This window comes from Sporosarcina limicola (assembly GCF_014873855.1).
GTDB lineage: Bacteria > Bacillota > Bacilli > Bacillales_A > Planococcaceae > Sporosarcina > Sporosarcina limicola.
Genome location: NZ_JADBEL010000010.1, coordinates 99,911 through 124,070 on the forward strand (window position 1 = coordinate 99,911; position 24,160 = coordinate 124,070).

16 protein-coding genes are annotated in these 24,160 nt (G+C 44.0%); 13 read left to right on the forward strand and 3 right to left on the reverse strand.

What is annotated here, in order from left to right; all coding sequences use genetic code 11:
• The first annotated feature begins 179 nt into the window (after positions 1-179).
• The 8 genes from H4683_RS10505 to H4683_RS10540 all read left to right on the forward strand — a co-directional run bounded on the left by H4683_RS10505 (position 180) and on the right by H4683_RS10540 (position 15,175).
• Positions 180-905 (forward strand): IS4 family transposase, encoded by a 726-nt coding sequence (locus H4683_RS10505; RefSeq protein ID WP_225942024.1) that lies wholly within the window; start codon positions 180-182, stop codon positions 903-905.
• 296 nt (positions 906-1,201) lie between these two features.
• Positions 1,202-2,797, forward strand: a complete 1,596-nt coding sequence (locus tag H4683_RS10510) for a catalase (protein WP_225942025.1) — start codon at positions 1,202-1,204, stop codon at positions 2,795-2,797.
• Between the two features lie 548 nt (positions 2,798-3,345).
• Complete coding sequence (gene addB, locus H4683_RS10515) at positions 3,346-6,843, forward strand: helicase-exonuclease AddAB subunit AddB (protein WP_192598791.1); 3,498 nt, start codon at positions 3,346-3,348, stop codon at positions 6,841-6,843.
• The gene (gene addA, locus H4683_RS10520; RefSeq protein ID WP_192598817.1) at positions 6,821-10,531 is read left to right on the forward strand and encodes a helicase-exonuclease AddAB subunit AddA; all 3,711 of its coding nucleotides are present in this window, start codon (positions 6,821-6,823) and stop codon (positions 10,529-10,531) included. The genes addB and addA overlap by 23 nt, the downstream gene beginning before the upstream one ends.
• A 2-nt stretch (positions 10,532-10,533) precedes the next feature.
• Positions 10,534-11,715 (forward strand): DUF418 domain-containing protein, encoded by a 1,182-nt coding sequence (locus tag H4683_RS10525; RefSeq protein ID WP_225942026.1) that lies wholly within the window; start codon positions 10,534-10,536, stop codon positions 11,713-11,715.
• Between the two features lie 108 nt (positions 11,716-11,823).
• Positions 11,824-12,723 carry a fumarylacetoacetate hydrolase family protein gene (locus tag H4683_RS10530; RefSeq protein ID WP_192598793.1) on the forward strand — a complete coding sequence of 300 codons (900 nt, stop codon included), beginning with the start codon at positions 11,824-11,826 and terminating at the stop codon, positions 12,721-12,723.
• A 75-nt stretch (positions 12,724-12,798) separates the two neighbouring features.
• Complete coding sequence (locus H4683_RS10535) at positions 12,799-13,173, forward strand: YisL family protein (protein WP_192598794.1); 375 nt, start codon at positions 12,799-12,801, stop codon at positions 13,171-13,173.
• 553 nt (positions 13,174-13,726) lie between these two features.
• The gene (locus tag H4683_RS10540) at positions 13,727-15,175 is read left to right on the forward strand and encodes an alpha-amylase family glycosyl hydrolase (protein ID WP_192598795.1); all 1,449 of its coding nucleotides are present in this window, start codon (positions 13,727-13,729) and stop codon (positions 15,173-15,175) included.
• A gap of 509 nt (positions 15,176-15,684) precedes the next feature.
• Here the strand turns inward: H4683_RS10540 and H4683_RS10545 are convergent.
• Both H4683_RS10545 and H4683_RS10550 read right to left on the reverse strand, forming a co-directional pair.
• Complete coding sequence (locus H4683_RS10545; RefSeq protein ID WP_192598796.1) at positions 15,685-16,539, reverse strand: DegV family protein; 855 nt, start codon at positions 16,537-16,539, stop codon at positions 15,685-15,687.
• 27 nt (positions 16,540-16,566) lie between these two features.
• A complete protein-coding gene (locus H4683_RS10550) occupies positions 16,567-17,376 on the reverse strand; it encodes a Cof-type HAD-IIB family hydrolase (RefSeq protein ID WP_192598797.1) in 810 nt (269 codons plus the stop codon).
• 130 nt (positions 17,377-17,506) lie between these two features.
• On the opposite strand from H4683_RS10550, the gene H4683_RS10555 reads away from it, so the two are divergent.
• The 3 genes from H4683_RS10555 to H4683_RS10565 all read left to right on the forward strand — a co-directional run bounded on the left by H4683_RS10555 (position 17,507) and on the right by H4683_RS10565 (position 21,139).
• Positions 17,507-18,286 carry a prolyl oligopeptidase family serine peptidase gene (locus tag H4683_RS10555; protein ID WP_338062450.1) on the forward strand — a complete coding sequence of 260 codons (780 nt, stop codon included), beginning with the start codon at positions 17,507-17,509 and terminating at the stop codon, positions 18,284-18,286.
• A gap of 51 nt (positions 18,287-18,337) precedes the next feature.
• Positions 18,338-18,646, forward strand: a complete 309-nt coding sequence (locus H4683_RS10560; RefSeq protein WP_192598798.1) for a metal-sulfur cluster assembly factor — start codon at positions 18,338-18,340, stop codon at positions 18,644-18,646.
• Positions 18,647-19,003: 357 nt separating this feature from the next.
• Entirely contained in the window at positions 19,004-21,139 is a 2,136-nt protein-coding gene (locus tag H4683_RS10565) for an ATP-dependent Clp protease ATP-binding subunit (RefSeq protein ID WP_192598819.1), read from the forward strand.
• Positions 21,140-21,229: 90 nt separating this feature from the next.
• On the opposite strand, the gene H4683_RS10570 is transcribed toward H4683_RS10565, so the two are convergent.
• Complete coding sequence (locus H4683_RS10570; RefSeq protein ID WP_192598799.1) at positions 21,230-21,412, reverse strand: YjzD family protein; 183 nt, start codon at positions 21,410-21,412, stop codon at positions 21,230-21,232.
• A 191-nt stretch (positions 21,413-21,603) separates the two neighbouring features.
• Between H4683_RS10570 and H4683_RS10575 the strand changes: the two genes are divergently transcribed.
• Both H4683_RS10575 and fabF read left to right on the forward strand, forming a co-directional pair.
• The gene (locus tag H4683_RS10575) at positions 21,604-22,536 is read left to right on the forward strand and encodes a beta-ketoacyl-ACP synthase III (RefSeq protein WP_192598800.1); all 933 of its coding nucleotides are present in this window, start codon (positions 21,604-21,606) and stop codon (positions 22,534-22,536) included.
• A gap of 256 nt (positions 22,537-22,792) precedes the next feature.
• Positions 22,793-24,028, forward strand: coding sequence for a beta-ketoacyl-ACP synthase II (gene fabF / locus H4683_RS10580; protein ID WP_192598801.1), 1,236 nt, complete (start codon positions 22,793-22,795; stop codon positions 24,026-24,028).
• Positions 24,029-24,160 lie beyond the last annotated feature (132 nt).

Sequence of the window (24,160 nt, forward strand, 5' to 3'; positions counted from 1 at the left end):
AAAGTACAACCCAGAATATATTGATTGGGATGCTTAAAGGATATGGTGGTAATTCAAGTATTGGGAATAGGTTCCCGCACCAGATGGGCCAAGAATTCCAAAAATTTCTCCAGAAGCAATTTTGAAATCCATCCCTTTAATTCTTTGGATCACTTTTCTTCGGCGAGAAAGAGGATTCCTTGCATCTTCTTAAAATGGTCGACATTTGTGAACGTGTTGCATTTATCGTAAACGTCATTGAAACAATTGCTTTAAAACATGACGGACCTATAGGTGAAGGGTTAGTAGACAAGCGTTTCGTGCTTGTGGAAGACCGCGCCTATTTAAAAATCAAACGCATCGATCAGTTTGTTTTAGATAAACAGGATTTTGTCATCCGTATGAAAGAAAATAGCGAGTTATCCAGTATCAAATCACTTCGACGCATGCCACCAAAGGACTCAAACGTCACGCGGGACATGACCTGTCTTCTAGGCACGGTTCAATCGCGTTCGGAAATACGTCATCGTGTCGTCTTTTTTAAAGATAACGATGGAAATGAAATACGTGTAGCGACAAGTCTTTTTAATGTATCCGCCGAAGTAGTCGCAGACATGTATAAAGCACGCTGGGGAATTGAGTCTTTTTTTCGCTGGATTAAACAAAGCCTGAATGTGCCAGTGTTAGTTGGCACGACTGAAAATGCAGTGTTTAGTCAGCTGTTTGCGGCGCTAATCGCATATGTACTACTAATCTGGCTTCACCAACAGACAAAGGCCTTAATTTATAGACCAAAACGATCGCCTACGTCTTTTCTACGAATGCTTCTGGAGGACACACTACCATTGATTTGGAAGGATACGATGGCTTTCTTTCTGTATAATTACTTTGCAAGTGACAGGACTTGTCTACCTATTTCTGGATAATCAACACGTTTGGGCTTTTTTAGTACTTTCGATTGAAGCGTTTACTATTAAATATCGTCAACGTCTTTTGTAAAATATACACAGGATCTCATCCGTTCCACATAATTTAATAGATGTATAGTATTGTCTCTGAAATTTCTTCACTTCGTCACGACCATTCATCTCAATAAAAAAACGTAAATAGGAATTAATTCCTTCCAAATAGAGCAGAGTATGGGTGAGATACCCTATTCAAGATGAATCATCCCACAAGTTGCTTTAAATAAGTTCCATCAAATTAAAGAGGAGGCTATCATTTGTCAGATGATCTATCCAATAACAAGTTGAATGAAGAACAAGAAGACACATTGACGAATAGACAGGGACATCCTGTTACAAACAACCAAAATCTAAGAACTGTCGGCAATCGAGGCCCTGCAGTGTTGGAGAATTATGATTTTCTAGAAAAAATCAGCCATTTTGACAGGGAACGAATTCCTGAACGTGTCGTTCACGCACGTGGCGCCGGCGCACATGGCTATTTTCAAGCATACGGAACAGTAGGTGACGAACCGGTTTCGAAGTATACACGCGCAAAGCTTTTTCAGGAAAAAGGGAAACAGACGCCTGTTTTCGTGCGCTTTTCATCCGTTATACACGGCGGCCATTCTCCTGAAACTCTTCGTGATCCCCGTGGATTTGCCGTGAAGTTTTATACAGAAGATGGAAACTGGGATCTCGTCGGAAATAACCTGAAAATATTCTTTATCCGTGATGCGATTAAGTTTCCTGACATGATTCATGCCTTTAAACCAGACCCAATTACGAATATTCAGGATAGCGAACGTTTTTTTGACTTTTGCGCCAGCTCTCCTGAATCATTCCATATGGTGACATTCGTTTATTCCCCTTGGGGTATCCCCGCTAACTATCGCATGATGCAAGGCTCTGGTGTCAATACGTATAAATGGGTGAACCAAAAAGGTGTTGCAGTACTTGTCAAGTATCATTGGGAACCGAAGCAAGGTATTAAAAACTTGACCCAACAAGAAGCAAGTGAAATCCAAGGAACAAGTTTCAATCATGCGACACAAGATTTATATGATGCAATCAAAGAGGGTGATTATCCTGAATGGGAGTTGTTAGTCCAAATTATGAGCGACGACGAACATTCTGAACTTGATTTCGATCCGCTTGACGATACGAAGCTTTGGCCAGAAGACCAGTTCCCTTGGCTGCCGGTCGGAAAAATGACTTTAAACAAAAACCCTGAAGATTACTTCACTGAAGTGGAACAAGTTGCATTCGGTACAGGTGTCCTTGTCGATGGTCTCGATTTTTCTGATGATAAAATGCTTCAAGGACGAACTTTCTCATACTCTGATACGCAACGTCATCGCGTTGGTGCCAACTATTTGCAACTACCCATCAATTCTCCAAAAAAACGGGTCGTAACGAATCAGAATGGGGGACAGATGCAATATAAACTGGACCGGGCTCCAGGTCAGAACCCTCATATTAACTATGAGCCGTCGATCTTGGGCGGATTAAAAGAGGCTGTACAAGATGGAATAGAACACACACCTTATATTGAAGGTAACCTCGTACGGGAGTCTATCGACCGGCAAAGCAATACAAAACAAGCTGGAGAAACATACCGGATGTTTGAAGAATGGGAACGAGCAGATTTGATTTCAAACTTAGTGTCAGACCTTTCAAGTTGTGATCAACGCATTCAAGATAAAATGATTGCTCTTGCTGAAGAGGCTGATGAAGAATACGGGCGTCGTTTACGTGAAGGCTTGGCGCAAACATCAACAAAAGGCTCAAGTCAAAAACCACTCGGAAATAGAGATGGCAACAAAGCACCTGACGAAGCAGTGAAAAAAGGCCATGACGCCGATCCGTATTAATAAAACAGCCCACTCAATGGGGAAAATCCATTTGAGTGGGCTGTTTTATTTTATGTTGTTCTCCCAGGTGTTTTCAAAAAAGTCTACATCATAATGTGAGATGATTGAGGAAGTGTATGGTAAGGAGACATAAAAGGAACGATTACTTTCAACATCCGATAAATTAGATAAATTGAATTCGACCTAGCCTATTATGTTCTACGGGTGAATGTAGCTATACTCGATGAAATGAAAAATAACACAACTCATTTAATTAGTTCCTGTCATCCTCATCTTTCTGTACAATAGAAAGAAAGGATGACTGAAGTTAAAGTCCTACGGATGCCACGGATTTTGAAAGGAGTCAATTGAGCAAGGTGGGGCCTGCGTGAGGGCCTGCACGATGTAGGTCATGTCGACAATGCCACAGGACGTGGCGTTTTTGGCGATGCAGGTCAGTTAGCAGGGAGGAATTGAATTTCGTTCCTCCTTATTGTCGCAAGGATGCGACGTTCTTAGGCTAACTTCCTTACTTGATCCGTATTTGATTTGAAAAGGAGGGAACCAATATGTCATTACGTTTCATTACCGGCAGGTCCGGAGCGGGGAAAACAACGTTCATCAAGCGGGAGATTGCAGCTGAGCTGGCACGGAATCCGGTGGGTGCACCGATTGTTGTCATTGTACCTGATCAGATGTCGTTTTCGATGGAGCATAGCTTATCAACCAATTTTGGACTAAAAGGAATCATTCGCGCCCAAGTGTTGACATTCAAGCGTCTGGCGTGGCGAATACTTCAGGAAACTGGCGGCATCACGCGTAAGGAAGTGGATGGTTTTGGCTATCGAATGCTTGTCCGAAGTGTTTTAGAAGACAATCGAGATGAATTCAAATTGTTTAGACAGGCTACGAGTAAAAGAGGATTCACGGAACAAATCGGGGTTCTTATGAAGGAGTTCAGCCGCTATTGTTTGAACCATCAAACGATGAGTAATCTTCATGACGAACTTGTCGCAATAGGCGCACCTCGTACGTTGCTGGACAAAGCGAGTGATTTAGCACTACTACTTACCAAAATTGAAGAGCGTCTTGGGACGTCTTATGTCGATAGTGAGGGACATCTTGTCTTGCTCGCTGCGCAAATTAAACATGCGGACCTGCTAAAAGGGGCCGACATCTATATAGATGGTTTTGAAAACTTCACGACGCGGGAACATGAAATCGTACTAGAGCTGATGAAACATGCAAACCGGGTGACAGTCGTTTTACCGATGGAGGGTGCGCAATCGGGCTTTGGCGATCATGAACTATTTTTCAACCCAGTACGGACGTCACTTAAGTTGCGCGAACTTGCGCGCGTCGAATCTGTTGAAGTGGAAGAGGATGTTTATTTGTCTGAACGCCATCGCTTTTTGAATGATGACCTCAAGCATTTCGAGGCGGAGTTTGATCACTATCCAGCTCAGGGAAAAGCGTGTGAAGGGGCAGTTGTTCTTATTGAAGCGGCGGATCGTCGTGCGGAAATCCATGCCGTTGCGCGAAACATTCGAGAGTTGATGATTAATGGAAAACGCTATAAAGATATCGCCATTCTCTACAGACAACCTGAAAAGTATGATGAGCTGATTGAGACAATTTTCTCGCAATATGATATACCGGTGTTTATTAGCCAGAAAAAGCCGATGTTGCATCATCCACTTATCGAGTTTTCGCGTTCTGTTTTAGAGGCTGTTACTTCGGGTTGGTCCTATGAAACCGTATTTCGTGCTGTGAAGACAGACCTCTTTTTTCCACATCGGGAAGAGAAGCTAGTATGGCGTGACCGTGCGGATCGTCTTGAAAACTATGTGCTAGCTCATGGGATTTACGGAAAGCGTTGGTTTGATGAAGACCGTTGGCGTGTGAAAAAATACCGTGGACTTGAACTGTATACGGATGTACAAACCGACGAAGAACGTGCAATGGAGCAAGAATTACATCAAGTGCGCAATGTAATCTGTGAACCTCTTGCTAGATTTGAAGCAGGGCTAAAAGGTTCGAAAAATGGCCGCGATGTAGCGGAAGCGCTGTTTCTATTTATGGAAGAGCTTCATGTGTTCGACAAAATTATCGACCTGCGTGCGGAGGAAGAACGTGCAGGCAGATTGCTTGGCGCAACGGAACACGAACAGGCATGGAACAGCTGGATTAACGTCTTAGATCAGTTCGTTCTGATGTTTGGAGATAAAAAGATGGAACCGAAAGAAGCTGCGCGTATTTTGGATGAAGGCTTCGACTCGCTTGAATTCGCACGTATTCCGCCATCGCTTGACCAAGTAACGGTAACGACGGTTGAAATTTCAGGTTTGATGGAAATTGACGCGGTTTTCGTTATTGGTGTCAATGACGGCGTACTACCGAAACGGATTGATAATGAAGGGATTCTATCAGATGCGGATCGAGAATGGTTCACGGGATTAGGGTTTGAGCTTGCGCCAACGTCGAAAATGAAATTGATGGATGAGACCTATATGGTGTACCGCGCATTTACGTCGCCACGTGAACAACTTTTTGTGTCCTATCCGATTGCGGACGGGGAAGGAAAAGCACTTCTTCCGTCGCTTTACGTGCCGAGGATTCAGCAACTTCTCCCAGGTATCGAAACGAAAGTAGCTGTAACGGATCCTTCCGAACTTGCTATAGAAGCGAATCAATTCGATTATATTAGCCATCCGCGGGCAGCACTTCCGTATGCTTCGATGAAGTTAAAAGTAGCTGATCAATCAGGTGTGTTGGAACGTGAATGGCAAGCGGTGATGGCTTATTACGAAGAGGATCCGTATTGGTCTTCCGTATTCAGTCATATTATTCGTCCGATGAAGGAAAGCAAGGAAACAGACCGACTTCGACCTGAATTGACAGCGGGTCTCTACGGGGAATCCTTTGTCTCCAGTGTGTCGCGTATCGAGTCGTATTATAGTTGTCCTTTCCAACATTATGCCTCCTACGGACTGGGTCTTCGAGAGAGATCAGAGTTCACACTTGAAGCACCAGCGATTGGAGATTTATTCCACGCTGCGCTGAAATGGGTGTCTGATGAAGTGATGCGCCTAGACAAATCGTGGTCAGAGCTAACGAAAGAGGAATGCTGGAAGTTGGCAAGGGAAGCGGTAGAAGACATCACACCTTACTTCTTCAACCGAATTTTATTGTCGACGAGCCGTTATGTATATATCAAACGAAAGCTGATGCATATCCTTCAACGAACGATTTATTCACTTAACACACAAGCCAAATCGACCGTATTCAAGCCAGTTGCCATTGAAGCAGGATTCGGGTTAGGAGAGGAACTTCCCGCACTTGAAATTCCGTTGCGCCGTGGCAATTCGATGAAACTACGTGGCAGAATTGACCGGGTCGATGCATCGGAAATTGGTGGTAAAAACTATATTCGCGTGGTTGATTATAAATCATCAGCACGTGCACTTGATTTGACGGAAGTGTATTATGGTTTGTCATTGCAAATGATGACATATCTTGACGTGGCGCTTGAAAATTCGGATGAGTGGCTTGGGATAAAAGCCGATCCCGCGGGCGTGTTGTACATGCACATCCATAATCCGATGATCCGGCCAGGCACAGAGTTAACGGCTGTCCAATTGGAAGATGAAATTGCAAAATCCTATAAGATGAGGGGCTATCTGCTCGAACATCCTGAAGTCGCTGTGGGTATGGATGTGGATATTGGACGATCATCGGCTATCATTCCGGCGGCACTCAAGACGGATGGGGCGTTTACCAAGGCGTCAAAAGTGCTGTCCGCAGATGATATGCAAATGATGCGTTCATTCGTTCGAACACGGCATCAGAAGGCGGGAGATGCCATGTTGGCAGGGGATACGCGCGTCTATCCGTATAAATTACGTGATAAGATGCCTTGCCAATTCTGTCCTTATCGTTCGGTTTGCCAATTCGACCCAACAGACCCGTCTTCAACACATAGACCTTATACTGAAATGGAACCCGAGCAATCCCTTGAAAAAATGCGTAAGGAGGTGGCGGATGATGCATATACCCGTGAAACCTGAAGGACTGACATTTACAGATGCACAGTGGAAGGCGATTTGGGCGACAGGGAAAGATGTCCTTGTTTCCGCTGCTGCCGGTTCGGGAAAGACGAAAGTATTGATCACACGGATGACTGAAAAAGTATTGGATGAAAAGAATCCAATTGATGTCGATGAATTGCTTGTTGTTACATTTACGAATGCGTCCGCTGCGGAAATGCGGCATCGGATGGCGGAGGCGTTAGAAGAGGCGATTGTTGCTAAACCGGAGTCTGTCCATTTACGGAGACAGCTGAATTTATTGAACAAAGCACAGATTTCAACCATGCACTCATTTTGTCTGAATGTTGTCCGTCAGTATGCCTATTTACTCGATGTCGATCCGGGATTCCGCATTGCGGATAGTACGGAGGCAGCGCTGCTACGTGACGATACGATTGGGGCAGTGCTTGAAGAAGCGTATAGTGCTGACAATCCTGAGGCGATGTACCGACTTGCAGATAGCTTCACGTCAGACCGCAATGACCAGGCGATTGAGACGCTTATCGACCGGTTATACGATTATTCACGCGTCCATCCCTCACCGGAACGATGGCTGCGTCTTATTCCACTGCAATATGAGATTGATGGCGTGACGGCAATTGATGATTTAGATTTTATCGGACCGTTGACAACAGCGATCCGTCATACGCTTGAAGAAGCAGCAGCATTGACGCACGAAATGAGCCGGATTGCGTTTATGCCTGATGGACCGGAACCGCTTGTTGCAACTGCGGAAGCGGATATGCTGTGGATTAATGAAGCAATTTATCGTATGACAGCAGGTACATGGGAAACAACCTATGAATTTTTCGGTTCTCTTAAATGGACGAAGGCGGGAACGATTCGTAAAGATTCCTGTGATGAAGAACTTGCGAAACGTGCGAAGGCACTCCGTGATGCGGTGAAGAAGATTATTAATACAGTAAAAGATTCCTATTTCACAAGAACGCCGACCCGTTTGCTTGATGAAATCCGTTTAATGGCTCCGACGATGCATACATTAATCGACCTTGTCATTGAATTCGGCAAGCGTTATGAGCAAGTGAAAGTTGACCGGGGTATCGTTGATTTCTCGGATTTAGAGCATTATGCACTTCGGATTTTATCGGTAGAAGAGGATGGGAAACTTGTTCCTTCCGATATCGCAATTGACTATCGAAAGCGCTTTTCAGAAGTGTTAGTCGATGAATACCAAGATGTTAACAGGTTGCAGGAGTCGCTTATTCAGCTGGTGAAGCGTGGCGGGGAGCAGGATGGTAACTTATTCATGGTAGGGGACGTCAAGCAATCGATTTACCGATTCCGTCTTGCTGAGCCAATGTTATTTCTCGGGAAATATAATCGATTTACGGATATGGATGGCGAACAGGGTCTGAAAATCGATTTAAATGCAAACTTCCGAAGTCGAAAAGAGGTACTCGATGCGACAAATTTCATCTTCTCTCAAATTATGGGATCTCGTGTAGGTGAAATTGATTATGATGAAGCGGCGGCATTGAAGTACGGGGCGAAGTATCCGGAAAAAGCGGTGTCGGCAGGATTGACGCTTCTTTACGACGAACAAGAAGACGAAGAAGTGGTGGATGGCGCATCAGAACTTGAAGGACAAAGCTTGAAAAGTTCGCAGGCAGAAGCGCGCTTCATGATTAGAAAGATTAAAGAACTGATTGCATCTGGTGCGGAAGTAGCCGATGCCTTTAGTGCTGAAAAGCGCCCGCTTGAATACCGAGATATTGTTATCTTGATGCGGTCGATGACATGGTCGGGTGAGATTGCAGAAGAGTTCAAGCTGGCGGGTATCCCGTTGTACGCGGAGTTATCACGCGGTTATTTTGACGCACTTGAAGTGATGATTATGATGAATACGCTGCGTGTTATCGACAATCCGTATCAAGATATCCCGCTTGCGTCTGTTCTACGCGCACCGTTTATTGGCATGACAGAAAATGAGTTGGCGCAAGTAAGGCTTGCGGGGAAAAATATGTCGTTCTATGAGGCGTTGACATGTTTTGTCAACAGTGATGGGACGGGTATTGCACCCGAAACACAGGTGAAATTGCAACGTTTCTTCGTCCAGTTAGAAGACTGGCGCAATTTAGCTCGGCGTGGGTCGTTATCCGAACTGATCTGGCAAGTGTATTCGGATACGCATTATTATGAAATGGTTGGTGCGATGCCAAACGGCAAACAACGCCAGGCGAATCTCCGTGCGCTTCATGACCGTGCCATTGATTATGAAAAGACTTCGTTCCGCGGGTTATTTCGTTTCTTACGTTTTATTGATCGTATGAGAAAGCGCGGCGATGATTTGGGGGCGGCACGTTCACTTAGTGAGAAGGAAGATGTTGTTCGGCTGATGACGATTCATTCATCAAAAGGATTGGAATTTCCTTATGTCTTCATTGCGGGGTCGGGTCGGAAGTTCAATAAGATGGATTTCAATGAACCGTATTTGTTTGACCAACATTTCGGGCTTGCGGTGAAGGCGGTTGATCCGGATAATCGAATTATGTATACATCACTGCCTTTCCTTGCGATGAAAGAAAAGAAGGAACTTGAAATGCGTGCGGAAGAGATGCGTGTTTTGTACGTGGCGATGACGCGGGCAAAAGAGCATCTGGAGATTATTGGTTCTGTGAAGGATATTGAGAAAACGATTGTGAAATGGCAAGATGCCCAGCTTATTGAACCTGGACTGATGCTGCCGGAATATACTCGGTCACGCGCAAATGGCTATCTCGATTGGATTGGACCGGCTGTTGCAAGACATATGGCGTTCGGGAAATTTGGCGTTATCCAGGGCGGCCAGTCAGTCACGGACCCTTCTGTTTGGCAGATTGATGCATTACCCGTCTCTGCATTGTTTGATAGTGTAGAGGAGACGCCCGAAGAGACCGAGTCCATTAAAGATGTCGTTCCGATTGCGGAAGTGGATGAAAGAATTTTGGCGGAAGTGAAACGTATGTTTGATTCAAATTACCCTTTTCAAGCGTCGGTAACAAAGAAATCCAAGCAAACTGTAAGTGAATTGAAGCGGTTGGCTCTGCTTGAGCAAGAGGTAAATGGCGAAGATCCATTCTTGCAAAAAAAGGATGAAGTAAGTACGGCATATCTTCACAACCGTCCGGCATTTATGCAATCGCGTTCATTGTCCGCAGCGGAAATCGGGACATCGATGCATACGATTATGCAACATATTGCTATCGAAAAAGAAAGTACAGTTACTGAGGTTGAACAGTTGCTTTTGGAATTAACGGAGCGCCAATTACTCACTGCTGAAGAGGCGAAAGCCGTCGATGTCAATAAAGTCTCGAACTTTTTCAAAACGTCGATTGCCAAACGGCTTATGGTAGCAAAACAAGTGGCGCGGGAATTGCCATTCACGTATGCTTATGATAACGAAGATGGTGATTATCAACTATTGCAGGGGATTGCGGATTGTTTATTCGAAGAGCAAGATGGTTGGGTGCTGCTCGATTACAAAACAGATCGCGTTCTAGGTAGATACGGTTCTGATGAACAGGCGGATGCGGAGATGCAGAAGCGCTACGGAATCCAGTTGAATTTATATAAGAAGGCAATTGAAGAGGTTATGAAAATCACGATTAAAGAGATGGTGCTCTATTTGTTTGACGGGGAGAGAACCGTGCAGATTCAGGGGGAATGAAATTGAAATTAACACCGACAACACTTGGAAATCGCGTCGAATCAATCGATATGCTACGAGGATTTGCATTGCTCGGAATTTTTGTGGCGAATATGCTGTATTTCCAATTACCGTATCTTTATATGGATCCGTTCACATGGTTCAGTGAACCGAGTGATGTGGCGATGTTCAAGGGAATCAAAATTTTTGTAGAAGGCAGTTTTTATCCGATATTTGCGATACTATTCGGTTACGGGGTGAATATGCAGTATGAAAAGGCGGCTGCACTGGGCAATCCATTTGCTCCTATTATGGCGCGAAGGTTCGGAATCATGCTCTTGTTTGGTTTGTTTCATGCGTTATTCATTTGGTACGGGGACATATTGTTTACCTACGCACTAATGGGCTTCATCATGATTGCGTTCGTTAGAATTCCGAAGAAATGGATGTTGCCGATTGCATCGGTTCTGTACATCGTACCGTCTGGACTAACGTATGTCGGCCTTTACTATTTGAATAAAATGGATCCGGACGCCCTGAGGGAAGGATATGCGAATATCCAACAGATTGAACTGTCCATTAGTGCATACGCTAAGGGCACATATGGAGAAATTTTCGCATTCCGTTTCTCTGAATGGATTGTGTACGGGTTGGGCAGTTCATTGATGGCCTTCTTCTTCATCTTGCCATTAATCATGATGGGTGCGGGGCTTTCAAAATGGAAAGTGATTGAGCGCGCTGGTGAGATGAAAGGCAAAATTGTAGGTGTGACAGTCGTTGCGCTTGCAGGAGGGATCTGGTTGAAGGCGATCCCGTTCATAGGGGCGCCGACGATAGATGCAATCACTTTACAAATGCAGTTTGGTGGCCCGATTTTGGCAGCTGGCTATGTAGGCATTATGCTTCTTCTATGCCAGATTCCGCTCTTCCGTACAGTGTTCCGTCCTGTATCGAAAGCCGGTCGGATGTCACTGACGACGTATATTACACAATCTATTATTGCGACAACTATCTTTTACGCTTATGGTTTTGGTCTATATGGCAAACTGGATTTGGCGACAGGAACATGGATTGCCGTAGGGGTATTCGCCATCCAAGTCATTTTCGCAGAACTATGGTTGTCGAAATTCAAGATGGGACCACTCGAGTGGGTTTGGCGGAAAGCGACATACGGAAAGAAGTTACCCCGCATTAACGGGCAGTAAATCCCCACTGATTGAAGATTAACTTTACCGGATAAAGAGGGGAAAGGGCGTTAATTGTCGTAATAATAAGGCTAAGGGTATTAATAGAATGAAGGGATGGGCTTACAGATGAAATTATTGTCGTTCCGTTGCAAGGGTAAGACGTTGTTTGGTCCGAAAGTGAAGAGGGAAGAAGCGGTGTGGGATGTGCTAGCCATTGCAGAAGCATCTGGTGTTACTGATTTCCCACAGACAATCACGGAAGGTATCGCATTCGGGATGGATTTTGTCGAAAAGATTAGAAGATTGGTAGAACAAGCCGGGAAGGATGAGAATCTCGACCGTTTTAAATATGCATTCACGGCGATTGAGTGGCTTGCACCGATTCCGAGAACGCCAAAAAATGTCCTTTGCGTTGGCAAGAACTATGCGGACCATGCAGCAGAAATGGGAGCGGAAGCACCACCTGAAAAGATGATGATTTTCACGAAATCTCCAACAGCTATTGCGGCGGATGAACAAGATTTGCCAATCCATGAAGATGTGACGAATAGTCTTGATTATGAAGGGGAACTTGCGGTTGTCATTAGTAAGAAAGGTCGTAATATCCCAAAACAGCTTGCCTATGATTACATCTTCGGTTATACAATTGCAAACGATATTACGGCACGTGATGTTCAAGTGGCTCATAAGCAATTTTTTCTTGGGAAAAGCTTGGATGGTTCGTGTCCAATGGGGCCTTATATCGTTACTAAGAATGAAATTCCAGATGCACATAATCTATCGATTGTGACGAAAGTGAATGATGATGTGAGACAAAACGGTAATACCGCATCAATGATCTTCAAAATCGATGAGTTGATTGCGGAAATCTCTCGTTATGTAACGCTTGAACCAGGTGATGTCATTTTGACGGGAACTCCTGCTGGCGTTGGGAAAGGAATGACGCCGCCGATGTATTTGAAAAAAGGAGATAGGGTAAAAGTTTCAATCGAAGGCATTGGTACACTTGTTAATACGTTCGTTTGAGTCTCTTTCTTTCCGAGACTATTAACAGTGTGATACGATTACTAGGTACGATTACTAACGAATGAGGTGACTATTTTGGACGCATTATCAACCACGACACATCTTCATATTTTCACATGGGTTGTCGGAATCATTTTCTTCCTTGTTGCAGCAATGATGGCAAACGGGTCAAAGGGTCAAAAAATTTCGCATATGATTGCGCGCTTGTTTTATATTTTGATTCTTGTCTCTGGCGCATTGCTTTTCTTTAAATACTCAAGCAATGATGCAATGCTCTATGGCGTTAAGTTTTTATTAGGCTTTCTAACAATCGGAATGATGGAAATGGTACTGGTTCGTTCTCAAAAAGGGGAAAAAGTTACGACTTTCTGGATTCTATTCTTTGTGTTCCTTATTGCGACGTTGTTCCTCGGATTCAAACTACCGGTAGGTATTACCTGGTTCGCTTAAGCATAAAGAAATAATTGATGAATGAGACGCCTGCTGGCCACTATTGCCGGCAGGTGTTTTTTTCTTGTCTAGCTTCAGGCGCCAGATGCTCGGGTCATAAGTTGGTCCGACTTTGCGGCAAAGGGACGCCACTTCGTCAGCCCACCTTATGCCTGTCGCATCTAAACGGCGCCTTCCGCTTTTCTTTTATGTCTAGCTTCAGGCGCCAGATGCTCGGGTCATAAGTTGGTCCGACTTTGCGGCAAAGGGACGCCACTTCGTCAGCCCACCTTATGCCTGTCGCATCTAAACGGCGCCTTCCGCTTTTCTTTTATGTCTAGCTTCAGGCGCCAGATGCTCGGGTCATAAGTTGGTCCGACTTTGCGGCAAAGGGACGCCGCTTTGTCAGCCCACCTTATGCCTGTCGCATCTAAACGGCGTCTTCCGCTTTTCATTTTTCACAATATCGCCCTATTTTAAGTGAAGGGGTACGTTTATTAATTTAAACAATGGCGGCAACGGGTCACGTTTGGTAAAATGACGGATAGACAGCTTGTTTTGAGGAGGTTATTTTGTGAAAGTGAATAGATGGTTTGGACTTATTGCTACAGTGTTATTGTTTGTTACTACGCTACAACCGGCTAGGGTACTTGCGGAAACAGAAAGAACGATTGCTGACGAAAGTATCTATGATTTACTTGTCGATCGGTTTAATAACGGCGATGGCCAAAATGATATAGATGTAAATTCACAGGATAGTAGTGCGTTCAATGGCGGAGATTTCCTGGGAATTTCATTGAGGTTGCAACATATTATTGATATGGGTTTCACGACAATTTCACTGGGTCCAGTTTTTCAAACAGAATCATATGATGGCAGTAAAGTGCTTGATTATACGAAGTTAGAGCCGCATTTTGGCACAGATGAGGATTTCGTGGGAATGCTTAAGGAAATCCATGATAATAAACTTCTTGCAATCGCTGATTTTCCGCTTGGCGGAGTGAGTGTCAATCATGTATGGGCGAATGAGGGAACTGCAAAAATGATTCCTTCGTCTAACGGTACAATCGATTGGGATGGTACGGACGTTGATACTCAAAAAAGATTGAAAGAAGCCGTCGTCAATTTTGTGGAAACGTATAAGTTGGACGGAGTACGCTTGACGAAGTTGAATAAAATTGATTCGCAATTTTTGAATGATATTATTGCGGCTGTAAAGGTAGCGAAGCCAGGTATTTATGTTTTGACGAATGAAGAGAGCGATGCAGATTTCGACGCTATGCCAAATATCGAAAAGATGAATGCATTAAGACATTCTTTTGTAAAATTTGATGCAGACACTTCGCCACTTGCTTTATTTACAAATGAAAGCAACAAGGAACTGGTCCAATTCGATGAGTTGACAGGAGCGCGTTATACTTATGATATCGTAGAGGCAAGAATGTTCCCGCCGACGAGATGGAAACTAGCAGCGACGGCTTTATTCACGATGCCAGGTACGCCAATCATGCCCTATGGAACTGAAATAGCGGTGAATGGGGGAAAGGCACCGGATAGTCATCAGCTGTTGAATTTTAAAACGGAGATGGAATTGAAAGATTTTATAGGGAATATGAATACATTACGCAATAAATCTGAAGCATTTCGCACTGGGGATTTCGAAGTTTTGCATAATGAAGGCGGATTTACGGTATTTAAGCGTTCATCCGATAAAGAAACATGGATTATTGCGTTAAATAATTCAACAAAAACTGCAAACTTTGAAATACCAAAAGAAGTAATCGGTGAGAATAAAAAGCTTCGGGGTGTGCTTGATGGAGATCGAGTGAATGAATCAAAAGATGGAAAGTTCCGTGTCGTATTGGAACGTGAGCTTGCTGAAATCTATATTGCAGATGAAGATAAGGGCTTCAACACCGCTTATCTAATTGCATCGATTATGGTGTATGTGCTATTCCTTGGATTCCTCTTTACTGTTTGGAGAAAAGGTAGAAAGAGCCGAAAAGATGGAGTGACGAAGTAATTCGGTCTGCTTCTTAATTTTAACAACAAAAAACCATGGACTTTAAATTGTCCATGGTTTTTTGTGCATAATAGAAAACACTTTGGTAACAAATCATCGCCGCGAGCGACCAATAAAGGGATCAAGCGACCAATTAAGCAAACAAGCGACCAATTAAGCAAACAAGCGACCAATTAAGCAAACAAGCGACCAATTCTACAAGCGAAGCGACCGATTAATGAAACAAGCGACCGATTAAGCAAGCGAAGCGACCGATTAAGCAAGCAAGCGACCAATTCCACAAGCGAAGCGACCAATTAATGAAACAAGCGACCAATTAAGCAAACAAGCGACCGTTTCTACAAGCGAAGCGACCAATTAATGAAACAAGCGACCATTTCCACAAGCGAAGCGACCAATTAAGCAAACAAGCGACCAATGTCATAGATTTTATTAAAAAGAGCCTTCTTTATACCGGGTGATATCCGGTTTAAAGAAGGCTCTTTGCTTTTAGTACGATTTAAACGAAATCAGTCATTCAATTTATTCAAGAAAAATACAGCAACTGTACCAGGACCTGCATGGGAACCGACAACAGAGCCAATAAGGTGGATTTCGATATTTTTCGGTTGGAACATTTCTTGAACTAACGATTGTAGTTCGAGTGCGATGCTTTCGTCATCCCCATGGCTAATCGCAATGGTTTGTTCGGCTAGATGATCGCCACGTTCTGCCATTAAATCGACAATACGACGCAACACTTTTTTACGTCCACGATGTTTTTCAATTGGGACAAGTTTCCCACCTTCGACGTGAAGAAGGGGCTTAATATTTAACAGTCCCCCAATGAACGCGCTTGCTTTCGAAACACGTCCACCACGTGCCATATAATCAAGGTCTTCCACTGTGAATAGATGCTCCATATGTCCCGCCATTGAACGTATTTTTCGTTCAATCGTCCGGACGTCGTCTCCAGCCTCACGAAGTCGAACCGCTTCTTTTACAAGAAGTCCATATCCAAGAGATGCACATCTTGAATCGATAATAACAAGATTCATAGTCGGATTCGTTTCTTTCACCTGATCCCGAATCATGACAGCGGTACTATGTGTTCCTGATAATTCTGAGGAAAAGGTGATGTAGATGCCGTCTTCTCTGAATTTCGCGAGCTCTTTCCACATTTTAAGAAATAATTCTGGAGAAGCCTGTGAAGTTTTTGGTTGTTTACCGTTTCGGATCGCTTTATATACTTCTTTTGAATCGATTGACACAATATCATCGTACTCTTTATCATCGATGAGGACGCGTAATGGGATGAGTGTTACGTCGTTCTCTTCAAAAAATGATTTGGGCAAATCACAGGCGCTATCCGCAAAAATCCTCATTAAATTCCCTCCAATGAAAAAATAGGTTTAGTTCAAGTGTAACCGCTCAATGAGCACTCGCGCAATACCATCTTCGTTATTGGTCGAAGTCACTTCATCCGCAATTGATTTCAATTGATCGATCCCATTGCCCATTGCGACTCCTACTCCAGCGTAGTCAATCATTTCAAGATCGTTATCTTCATCACCGAATGCAATGATTCGTTCTTTAGGAATATCCATCCATTTGGAAACATGTGAAATACCCACTGCTTTATTCAACCCGTGTCTGACAATCTCAATAACATCCCACGGAGCACCCCAACGCCTATGATCAATCACTTCAGCGTGAACGTCACCGAGATGGCGTCGGATTGGATTGACTGTGTCCGATTCGGCTTGAATGAGTAAACTCGTAGGATTGTCTTGTAAATAGTGACGGATATCCCCTTCTGTGATTCGGGGACCGCCAAAGCCAAATATATCGAGCAGTTTTTCATCATGATAGTGCATGTAGACATCATCCATCACTTCTGCGACAATATTTTGAAAAGAAAATGCCTGCATCGCCTCGATGACTTCGTTAACGACCGATAGTGAAATCGTTTCATGGATTGTTTTCCAAGATCGGTCACCTGGGTGATGGACGAATGCTCCGTTAAAATTGACAATCGGGGTTTTAAGTCCAAGCTGACGGTAATAGATTTCACTGGCGCGGTAAGGTCTTCCAGTTGCAATCATGATGTGATGGCCTTGCCCCTCCGCCTTTTTTAGCGTTTGTAGTGTCTTATCGGATATGACTTTTTCATCTGTAAGTAACGTCCCGTCAAGATCAAGGACAATTAAATGCGGCTTCAACAAAACGCCTCCTTCTATTAGGTAGTCTATCGTTAACACACTATCCAAGTCAAAAAATCCTGTCATGTGAAACAACCTTTTTGTTTTTTTAGAAAAACTTTGTTACGCTAAATTGAAAAGGTAAAGGGGAGTGTTTGTCATAATTGTTCATGAAGAGATGTGGGGTAACGTCCCTTTATTACATATAGTGGGTGAAGATTTAAAAGACAAGCAAGTTCCGGTTATCATTTTTCTGCACGGTTTCACAAGTGCCAAGGAGCATAATCTGCATTATGCATATAATATGGCGAACAAAGGCTTGCGCGTATTATTACCAGATGCACATCTTCATGGTGCTCGTCATGAAAATCTCGATGATGTACAACTAAGTCTTCGATTTTGGGAAATCGTTCTTACTTCGATTGAAGAGGTTCGTTTCATGCACCAGGAGCTTAAGGAACGTGGGATTCTTGCTGAAGGAAACATTGGTTTGGGAGGAACATCGATGGGTGGTATTACGACGTTCGGTTGTCTTACTGCCTATAAATGGATTGATGCAGCGGCTATCATGATGGGGGCGCCGGGGTTTGTTCAACTCGCGAAAGCACAAATGGCTCAATTTGAACGACGTGGATTCGAGCTGCCAATTACTGCTGAAGAAAAACAATCGTTACTCAATGCACTGGCCCTATTCGATCTAACGAAACACCCTGGTTCATTGGATAAAAGACCCGTCTACTTTTGGCATGGCCAACAAGATACGATGGTACCATATGATCCTACATTCAATTTTTACAAAGTGGTGAAAAAAGATTATGCGGATGTACCTGAACGGATTGAATTTGATTCGGAGGAGAATGCGGGGCATAGCGTTACGAGAGCAGGCATGCTGAAATCCGCGGAATGGCTTGCAAGACATTTGAATGAATGAGTTCGTCTCTGTTATGATAAAGCTAGCAACTGGATAGAGAGGGGTTTGAATATGAGTCAGGATATGAAAGATAGCATGATGGGTGCTCTTGAAAATGTAATCGATCCGGAACTTGGTGTCGATATCGTAAATTTAGGACTCGTTTATGATGTTGAGTTGGATGAAGAAGGCACGTCTAAAGTAACGATGACACTTACGTCAATGGGTTGTCCTATGGGGCCGCAGATTGTTGCGAACATTAAACAGGAACTGATGGAACTCCCGGAAGTAAAAGATGTTGATGTCAATGTCGTATGGAGTCCGCCATGGTCAAGGGACAATATGTCTCGCTATGCTAAAATGGCACTTGGTGTAAGATAATATAAGGAACGCAACCGAAGATCGCGACGTCGTGTCGTAAAGGTTTCATGACCTACATCTTATAGGTCTAATCGGAAGGCACCGTTTAGCCTCGACAAATAGGAGGGATGAAATTCAATCCAATCCCTCCCTGCTGGAAGGCCTTTATAAACAGGACTGAAGCGTATCGAGAGGCTGGTGCCTGTAGCTAGACTAGACAATATAACGAACGTAATTAAAGGCTGTATGACTTTCATAAGAAGTCATACAGCCTTTTTTGAGTAAAACAAATCACTTTACATCATGGTAAAAACATACTATAATTTAATTAATCAAAGATAGTCAAAGTCAAACACTAGGGAGCTGATGTACATGAGAATGGACGCGCAGCAAGAAGACCAACGTACACCGTTAGAACAATTTGGGCGGAACCTTGTGGAAGAAGTGAAAAAAGGAAACATGGACCCTGTTATCGGTCGTGATGAAGAAATTCGAAATGTTATCCGTATTTTATCGAGAAAAACAAAAAATAATCCTGTTCTCATAGGTGAACCAGGCGTAGGTAAAACGGCAATTGTCGAAGGGCTTGCTCAGCGTATTGTGAAAGGTGATGTTCCAGAAGGGTTAAAAGACCGTCAAATTTTCGAACTGGATATGAGTTCACTAATTGCAGGGGCAAAATACCGCGGGGAATTTGAGGAACGTTTGAAAGGTGTCCTAAAGCAAGTGAAGGACAGCAACGGTGAAATCATCCTGTTTATCGATGAAATTCATACGATTGTGGGTGCGGGAAAAGCCGAGGGTGCAATGGATGCAGGCAATATGTTGAAACCGATGCTTGCACGCGGTGAACTGTATTGTATTGGGGCGACGACACTAGATGAATACCGGTTGTACATTGAAAAGGATCCAGCGCTTGAGCGACGATTCCAACAAGTGCTTGTACGAGAACCGTCTGTCGAAGATACAGTGTCAATTTTACGCGGGTTGAAAGAACGCTTCGAACTTCACCATGGCGTACGGATTCATGACCGTGCAATTGTTGCGGCTGCGACGTTATCTGATCGTTATTTGACAGAACGTTTTTTACCGGATAAAGCAATCGACTTGATAGATGAGGCGAGTGCAATGATTCGTACTGAAATTGATTCGATGCCGAGTGAACTCGATGCAGTGACGCGCCGGATTATGCAACTTGAAATCGAAGAGCAGGCACTTAGAAAAGAGAAAGATGCCGCGAGTAAAGCACGGCTTGCAGCATTGCGCGATGAACTTCGGGAATTGAAGGACTCGTCCGCAGGCATGCGTGAACAATGGGATACAGAAAAAGCAGTATTGCGGAAAATACAGGAGAAACGCGAGAAAATAGATCGTTTTCGTCGTGAACTTGAGGATGCTGAAAATCGTTTTGACCTCAATAAAGCCGCAGAGCTTCAATACGGGAAAATTCCAAATCTTGAACGGGAGTTGGCCGAACTTGAAGCACCTTTACTGGATGAACGAGAAAATCGATTGCTCCGTGAAGAAGTGACGGAAGAGGAAATCGCAATGATTGTCGCCCGCTGGACAGGCATTCCAGTAACGAAACTCGTTGAAGGTGAACGTGAGAAATTATTGCGCCTCCGTGAAACGCTTGAAGAACGTGTTATCGGGCAGGACGACGCGGTTCAACTTGTAACGGAAGCGGTATGGCGTGCGCGTGCAGGGATAAAAGATCCAGACAAACCGATTGGCTCCTTCCTATTTTTAGGTCCAACAGGGGTAGGGAAGACGGAGCTTGCCAAGACATTGGCTGCCACCTTGTTTGATTCGGAAGATCACTTCATTCGCATCGACATGTCAGAATACATGGAGAAACACAGTGTTTCCAGACTCGTCGGCGCACCTCCAGGGTATGTTGGCTATGAAGAAGGCGGCCAATTGACAGAAGCAGTACGTCGTAATCCATACGCTGTCGTATTGTTGGATGAAATTGAAAAGGCACATCCTGACGTGGCGAATATTTTGCTGCAAGTTTTGGACGACGGGCGAATTACCGACAGCCAAGGTAGAGTTGTTAACTTCACCAATACGGTTGTCATCATGACATCGAATATCGGGTCGTCGTACTTATTACAGAACCTGGATGATACGGAAAACCATGCGGCTGAAGATCTGGTCATCGCGGAATTGCGTAACCATTTCAAACCTGAACTGCTTAACCGGATGGATGACATTATCATTTTCCATTCGCTTACGGGCGATTCGTTCCGCCTGATAGCAGGAAAGATGCTCGGAAATCTTGTTAAACGACTTGAAGGGCAAGAAATTGGGATGGAATATGATGAGAACGTGCTGGATTGGATTGTAAAAGAGGGAACGGATGCCGACTTCGGGGCAAGGCCCTTGAAAAGGTTTATCCAACGACATGTTGAAACAATCGTCGCAAAAGAAATCATTAAAGGTGAACTTCGACCAGGTGACAAGCTTGTCTTGGCGATGGAAGATGGAAAACCGATTATTCATAAAGCATAAAAAAGGCCGCATGGACTGTCAAATCCATGTGGCCTTTTTTGTTTAAAATAAAAAACCATCTTCACTGTAGAAGATGGTTTTAACTATTGATTAATGATCTGCAACTGGACCTTCTGGTAACGATGCACTAATTATGAGGACAAATACCGCAAGGACGACCGACATGATTGCACCTGATATAAAGTCAAATGGTATATTCGCAATCGATCCCGCAACATAGTTCAACATCGTCACTAATAAGAAAGACCAAACAAACGTCATTAGATATCTCATTACATTCACCTCTACATTACTATTTCACTGCTTATTATATCATAGCATATCATATCAATTGAAGAAATAGAATTCCATTTAAGCACTTGTTTTATTTGACGAAAAAGTGTCAGCAGGTTGAAAAATTCCGCTGTTTCTTTTATAATTAACACCAGGTACTAATAATAGATGATAAGAACGGGGGATACAGAATGAATGCGGGTTTTATTGGCGTTGGTAAATACGTACCGCCACATATCGTGACAAATGCAGATTTGGAAAAGAGAATGGATACTTCAGACGAATGGATTCGAACGATGACAGGTATTGAGGAAAGACATATCGCGGACGAATCGATTAACACATCCGATATGGCTTACCATGCGGCCATGGATGCGATTAGCGACGCTGGGATCCAACCTGAGCAACTCGGATTAATCCTCGTGGCAACAGTTACACCTGATCGACCATTTCCGACCGTTGCGGCGATGTTGCAAGAACGATTAGGGGCGAAAAATGCTGCTGCTATGGATATCTCGGCAGCGTGTGCGGGATTCATGTATGGAGTTGTCACAGCGAAGCAGTTCATCGAATCGGGAACCTATGATTATATACTCGTAATCGGTGTTGAAAAATTATCTAAAATTACAAACTGGGAAGACCGTAACACAGCAGTCCTATTCGGTGATGGTGCTGGCGCTGTGGTTGTCAGTAAAGTAAGTGAAGGTCGCGGCATTCTTTCATTCGAACTCGGTGCAGATGGTTCGGGTGGTAAACATCTTTATCAGGATGAAAAACTTGTCATGAATGGCCGTGAAGTATTCAAGTTTGCAGTTCGTCAAATGGGCGAATCCGCTGAGAGTGTCATTTATAAAGCGGGATTGCAGAAGGAAGATGTTGATTTCCTAATTCCGCATCAAGCTAATATCCGGATTATGGAATCGTCACGTATACGGCTCGGATTACCTATTGAGAAAATGTCAAAGACAGTTCATAAATATGGCAATACCTCGTCTGCTTCCATTCCGATTTCATTGACCGATGATTTAGCTGAAGGTAGGGTGAAAGATGATGACGTTATTGTCTTTGTTGGATTCGGTGGAGGCCTTACATGGGGTGCTTTGTGCATTAAGTGGGGAAGATAATTTTAGTATATAAATTGAACATATGAATAACTATATAAACTGAGCCAAGGCGCCTCCCAAGGGCTAGCCGGAGCCATAAGACTGGCGGCGAAGCTGTCTGACTTATGGTGGAAGGCATCCTCGAGGAAGGATGTAGTTCAATCCTCCCTAGTGCCGCAGCGGATTCAATGTAATTCTTTATTTTAACATATATAGTTAATTGAAACGAAAAAAAGAATCGATTCGTAACATATAATGGAAAGGAAGTTTTGGTAATATGGAAAAAAGACGTGTAGTTGTAACGGGCATCGGAGCTGTTTCTCCGGTTGGAAATTCAGCTGAGGAATCGTGGCGATCGGTTTTAGAGGGGAAATCTGGAGTCGGTTTAATGACAAGGTTGGACAGCGATTTGTTTCCTGTAAAAGTTGCCGCTGAAGTGAAAGATTTTGATATAGAGGACTATATTCCACGGAAAGACGCACGTAAAATGGACCGTTTCACGCATTATGCACTCGCCTCTTCCATTATGGCGATGAAAGACGCAAACCTTGAGTTGGAGGGGGAACTTGCGCTGCGTACAGGCGTCTGGATTGGCTCTGGAATCGGTGGAATGGAAACGCATGAACAACAATTTAAGACATTTCTTGAAAAAGGATATCGACGTGTTAGCCCGTTTTTCGTTCCGATGATGATTCCCGATATGGCTTCAGGTCAAGTATCGATTCATCTAGGCGCAAAAGGCATCAATTCATGTACAGTAACGGCATGTGCGTCCGGAACAAACTCGATTGGGGATGCATTTGAAGTCATCCGACGTGGAGATGCGGATGTCATGATCACTGGCGGTGCGGAGGCACCAATTACAACGATGTCAGTTGCTGGTTTCTGTGCAATTACTGCATTGTCATTAAACCCAGATCCGGCCACAGCGTCACGTCCATTCGACGCCGAACGTGATGGGTTTGTCATGGGAGAAGGAGCAGGAATCGTTATTCTAGAAGAATATGAACATGCGATTGCACGTGGAGCGAAAATTTACGCAGAACTAATTGGCTACGGCTCAACAGGGGATGCGCATCATATCACTACACCTGCACCTGGGGGAGAAGGCGGTGCCCGCGCGATGAACCAGGCGATTAAGCAAGGCGGCATCAGTCCAGGTCAAATTGATTATATTAATGCACACGGAACAAGCACGCCTTACAATGATCTCTTTGAAACGATGGCGGCGAAAACAGTTTTTGGCGACCATGCCTATAAACTTGCGATGAGCTCGACGAAATCAGTGACGGGCCATCTGCTCGGTGCAGCAGGCGGACTCGAAGCAATCTTTACTGTAAAAGCATTGCAAGAAGGTATTTTGCCTCCAACGATAAACTACGTCAATGCTGAAGTAGAATGCGATCTGGATTATGTGACAGAGGGTGCGCGAAAAGTGGATATCCAATACGCAATGAGCAACTCACTAGGTTTTGGTGGCCATAACGCATCACTTGTTTTTAAGAAAATATAAGTTTAGCTAGAGAGGGCGTCCCGTTTTTACGTGGCGTCCTTTTGTTTGAGTTGGAGGCCGGGTTTGGGGATTGTCATGACCGTTTTTGCTCGGGCCATGACAGTTTCGCTGATTGTCCTTAGAGTTTGGTGA

Bases quoted from the DNA above. Each gene is read 5' to 3' on its own strand.
- addB (WP_192598791.1), top strand. From the start codon at position 3,346: ATGTCATTACGTTTCATTACCGGCAGGTCCGGAGCGGGGAAAACAACG.
- fabF (WP_192598801.1), top strand. From the start codon at position 22,793: ATGGAAAAAAGACGTGTAGTTGTAACGGGCATCGGAGCTGTTTCTCCG.
- H4683_RS10575 (WP_192598800.1), top strand. From the start codon at position 21,604: ATGAATGCGGGTTTTATTGGCGTTGGTAAATACGTACCGCCACATATC.
- H4683_RS10545 (WP_192598796.1), bottom strand. From the start codon at position 16,539: ATGAGGATTTTTGCGGATAGCGCCTGTGATTTGCCCAAATCATTTTTT.
- H4683_RS10530 (WP_192598793.1), top strand. From the start codon at position 11,824: ATGAAATTATTGTCGTTCCGTTGCAAGGGTAAGACGTTGTTTGGTCCG.
- addA (WP_192598817.1), top strand. From the start codon at position 6,821: ATGCATATACCCGTGAAACCTGAAGGACTGACATTTACAGATGCACAG.
- H4683_RS10560 (WP_192598798.1), top strand. From the start codon at position 18,338: ATGAGTCAGGATATGAAAGATAGCATGATGGGTGCTCTTGAAAATGTA.
- H4683_RS10570 (WP_192598799.1), bottom strand. From the start codon at position 21,412: ATGAGATATCTAATGACGTTTGTTTGGTCTTTCTTATTAGTGACGATG.
- H4683_RS10565 (WP_192598819.1), top strand. From the start codon at position 19,004: ATGGACGCGCAGCAAGAAGACCAACGTACACCGTTAGAACAATTTGGG.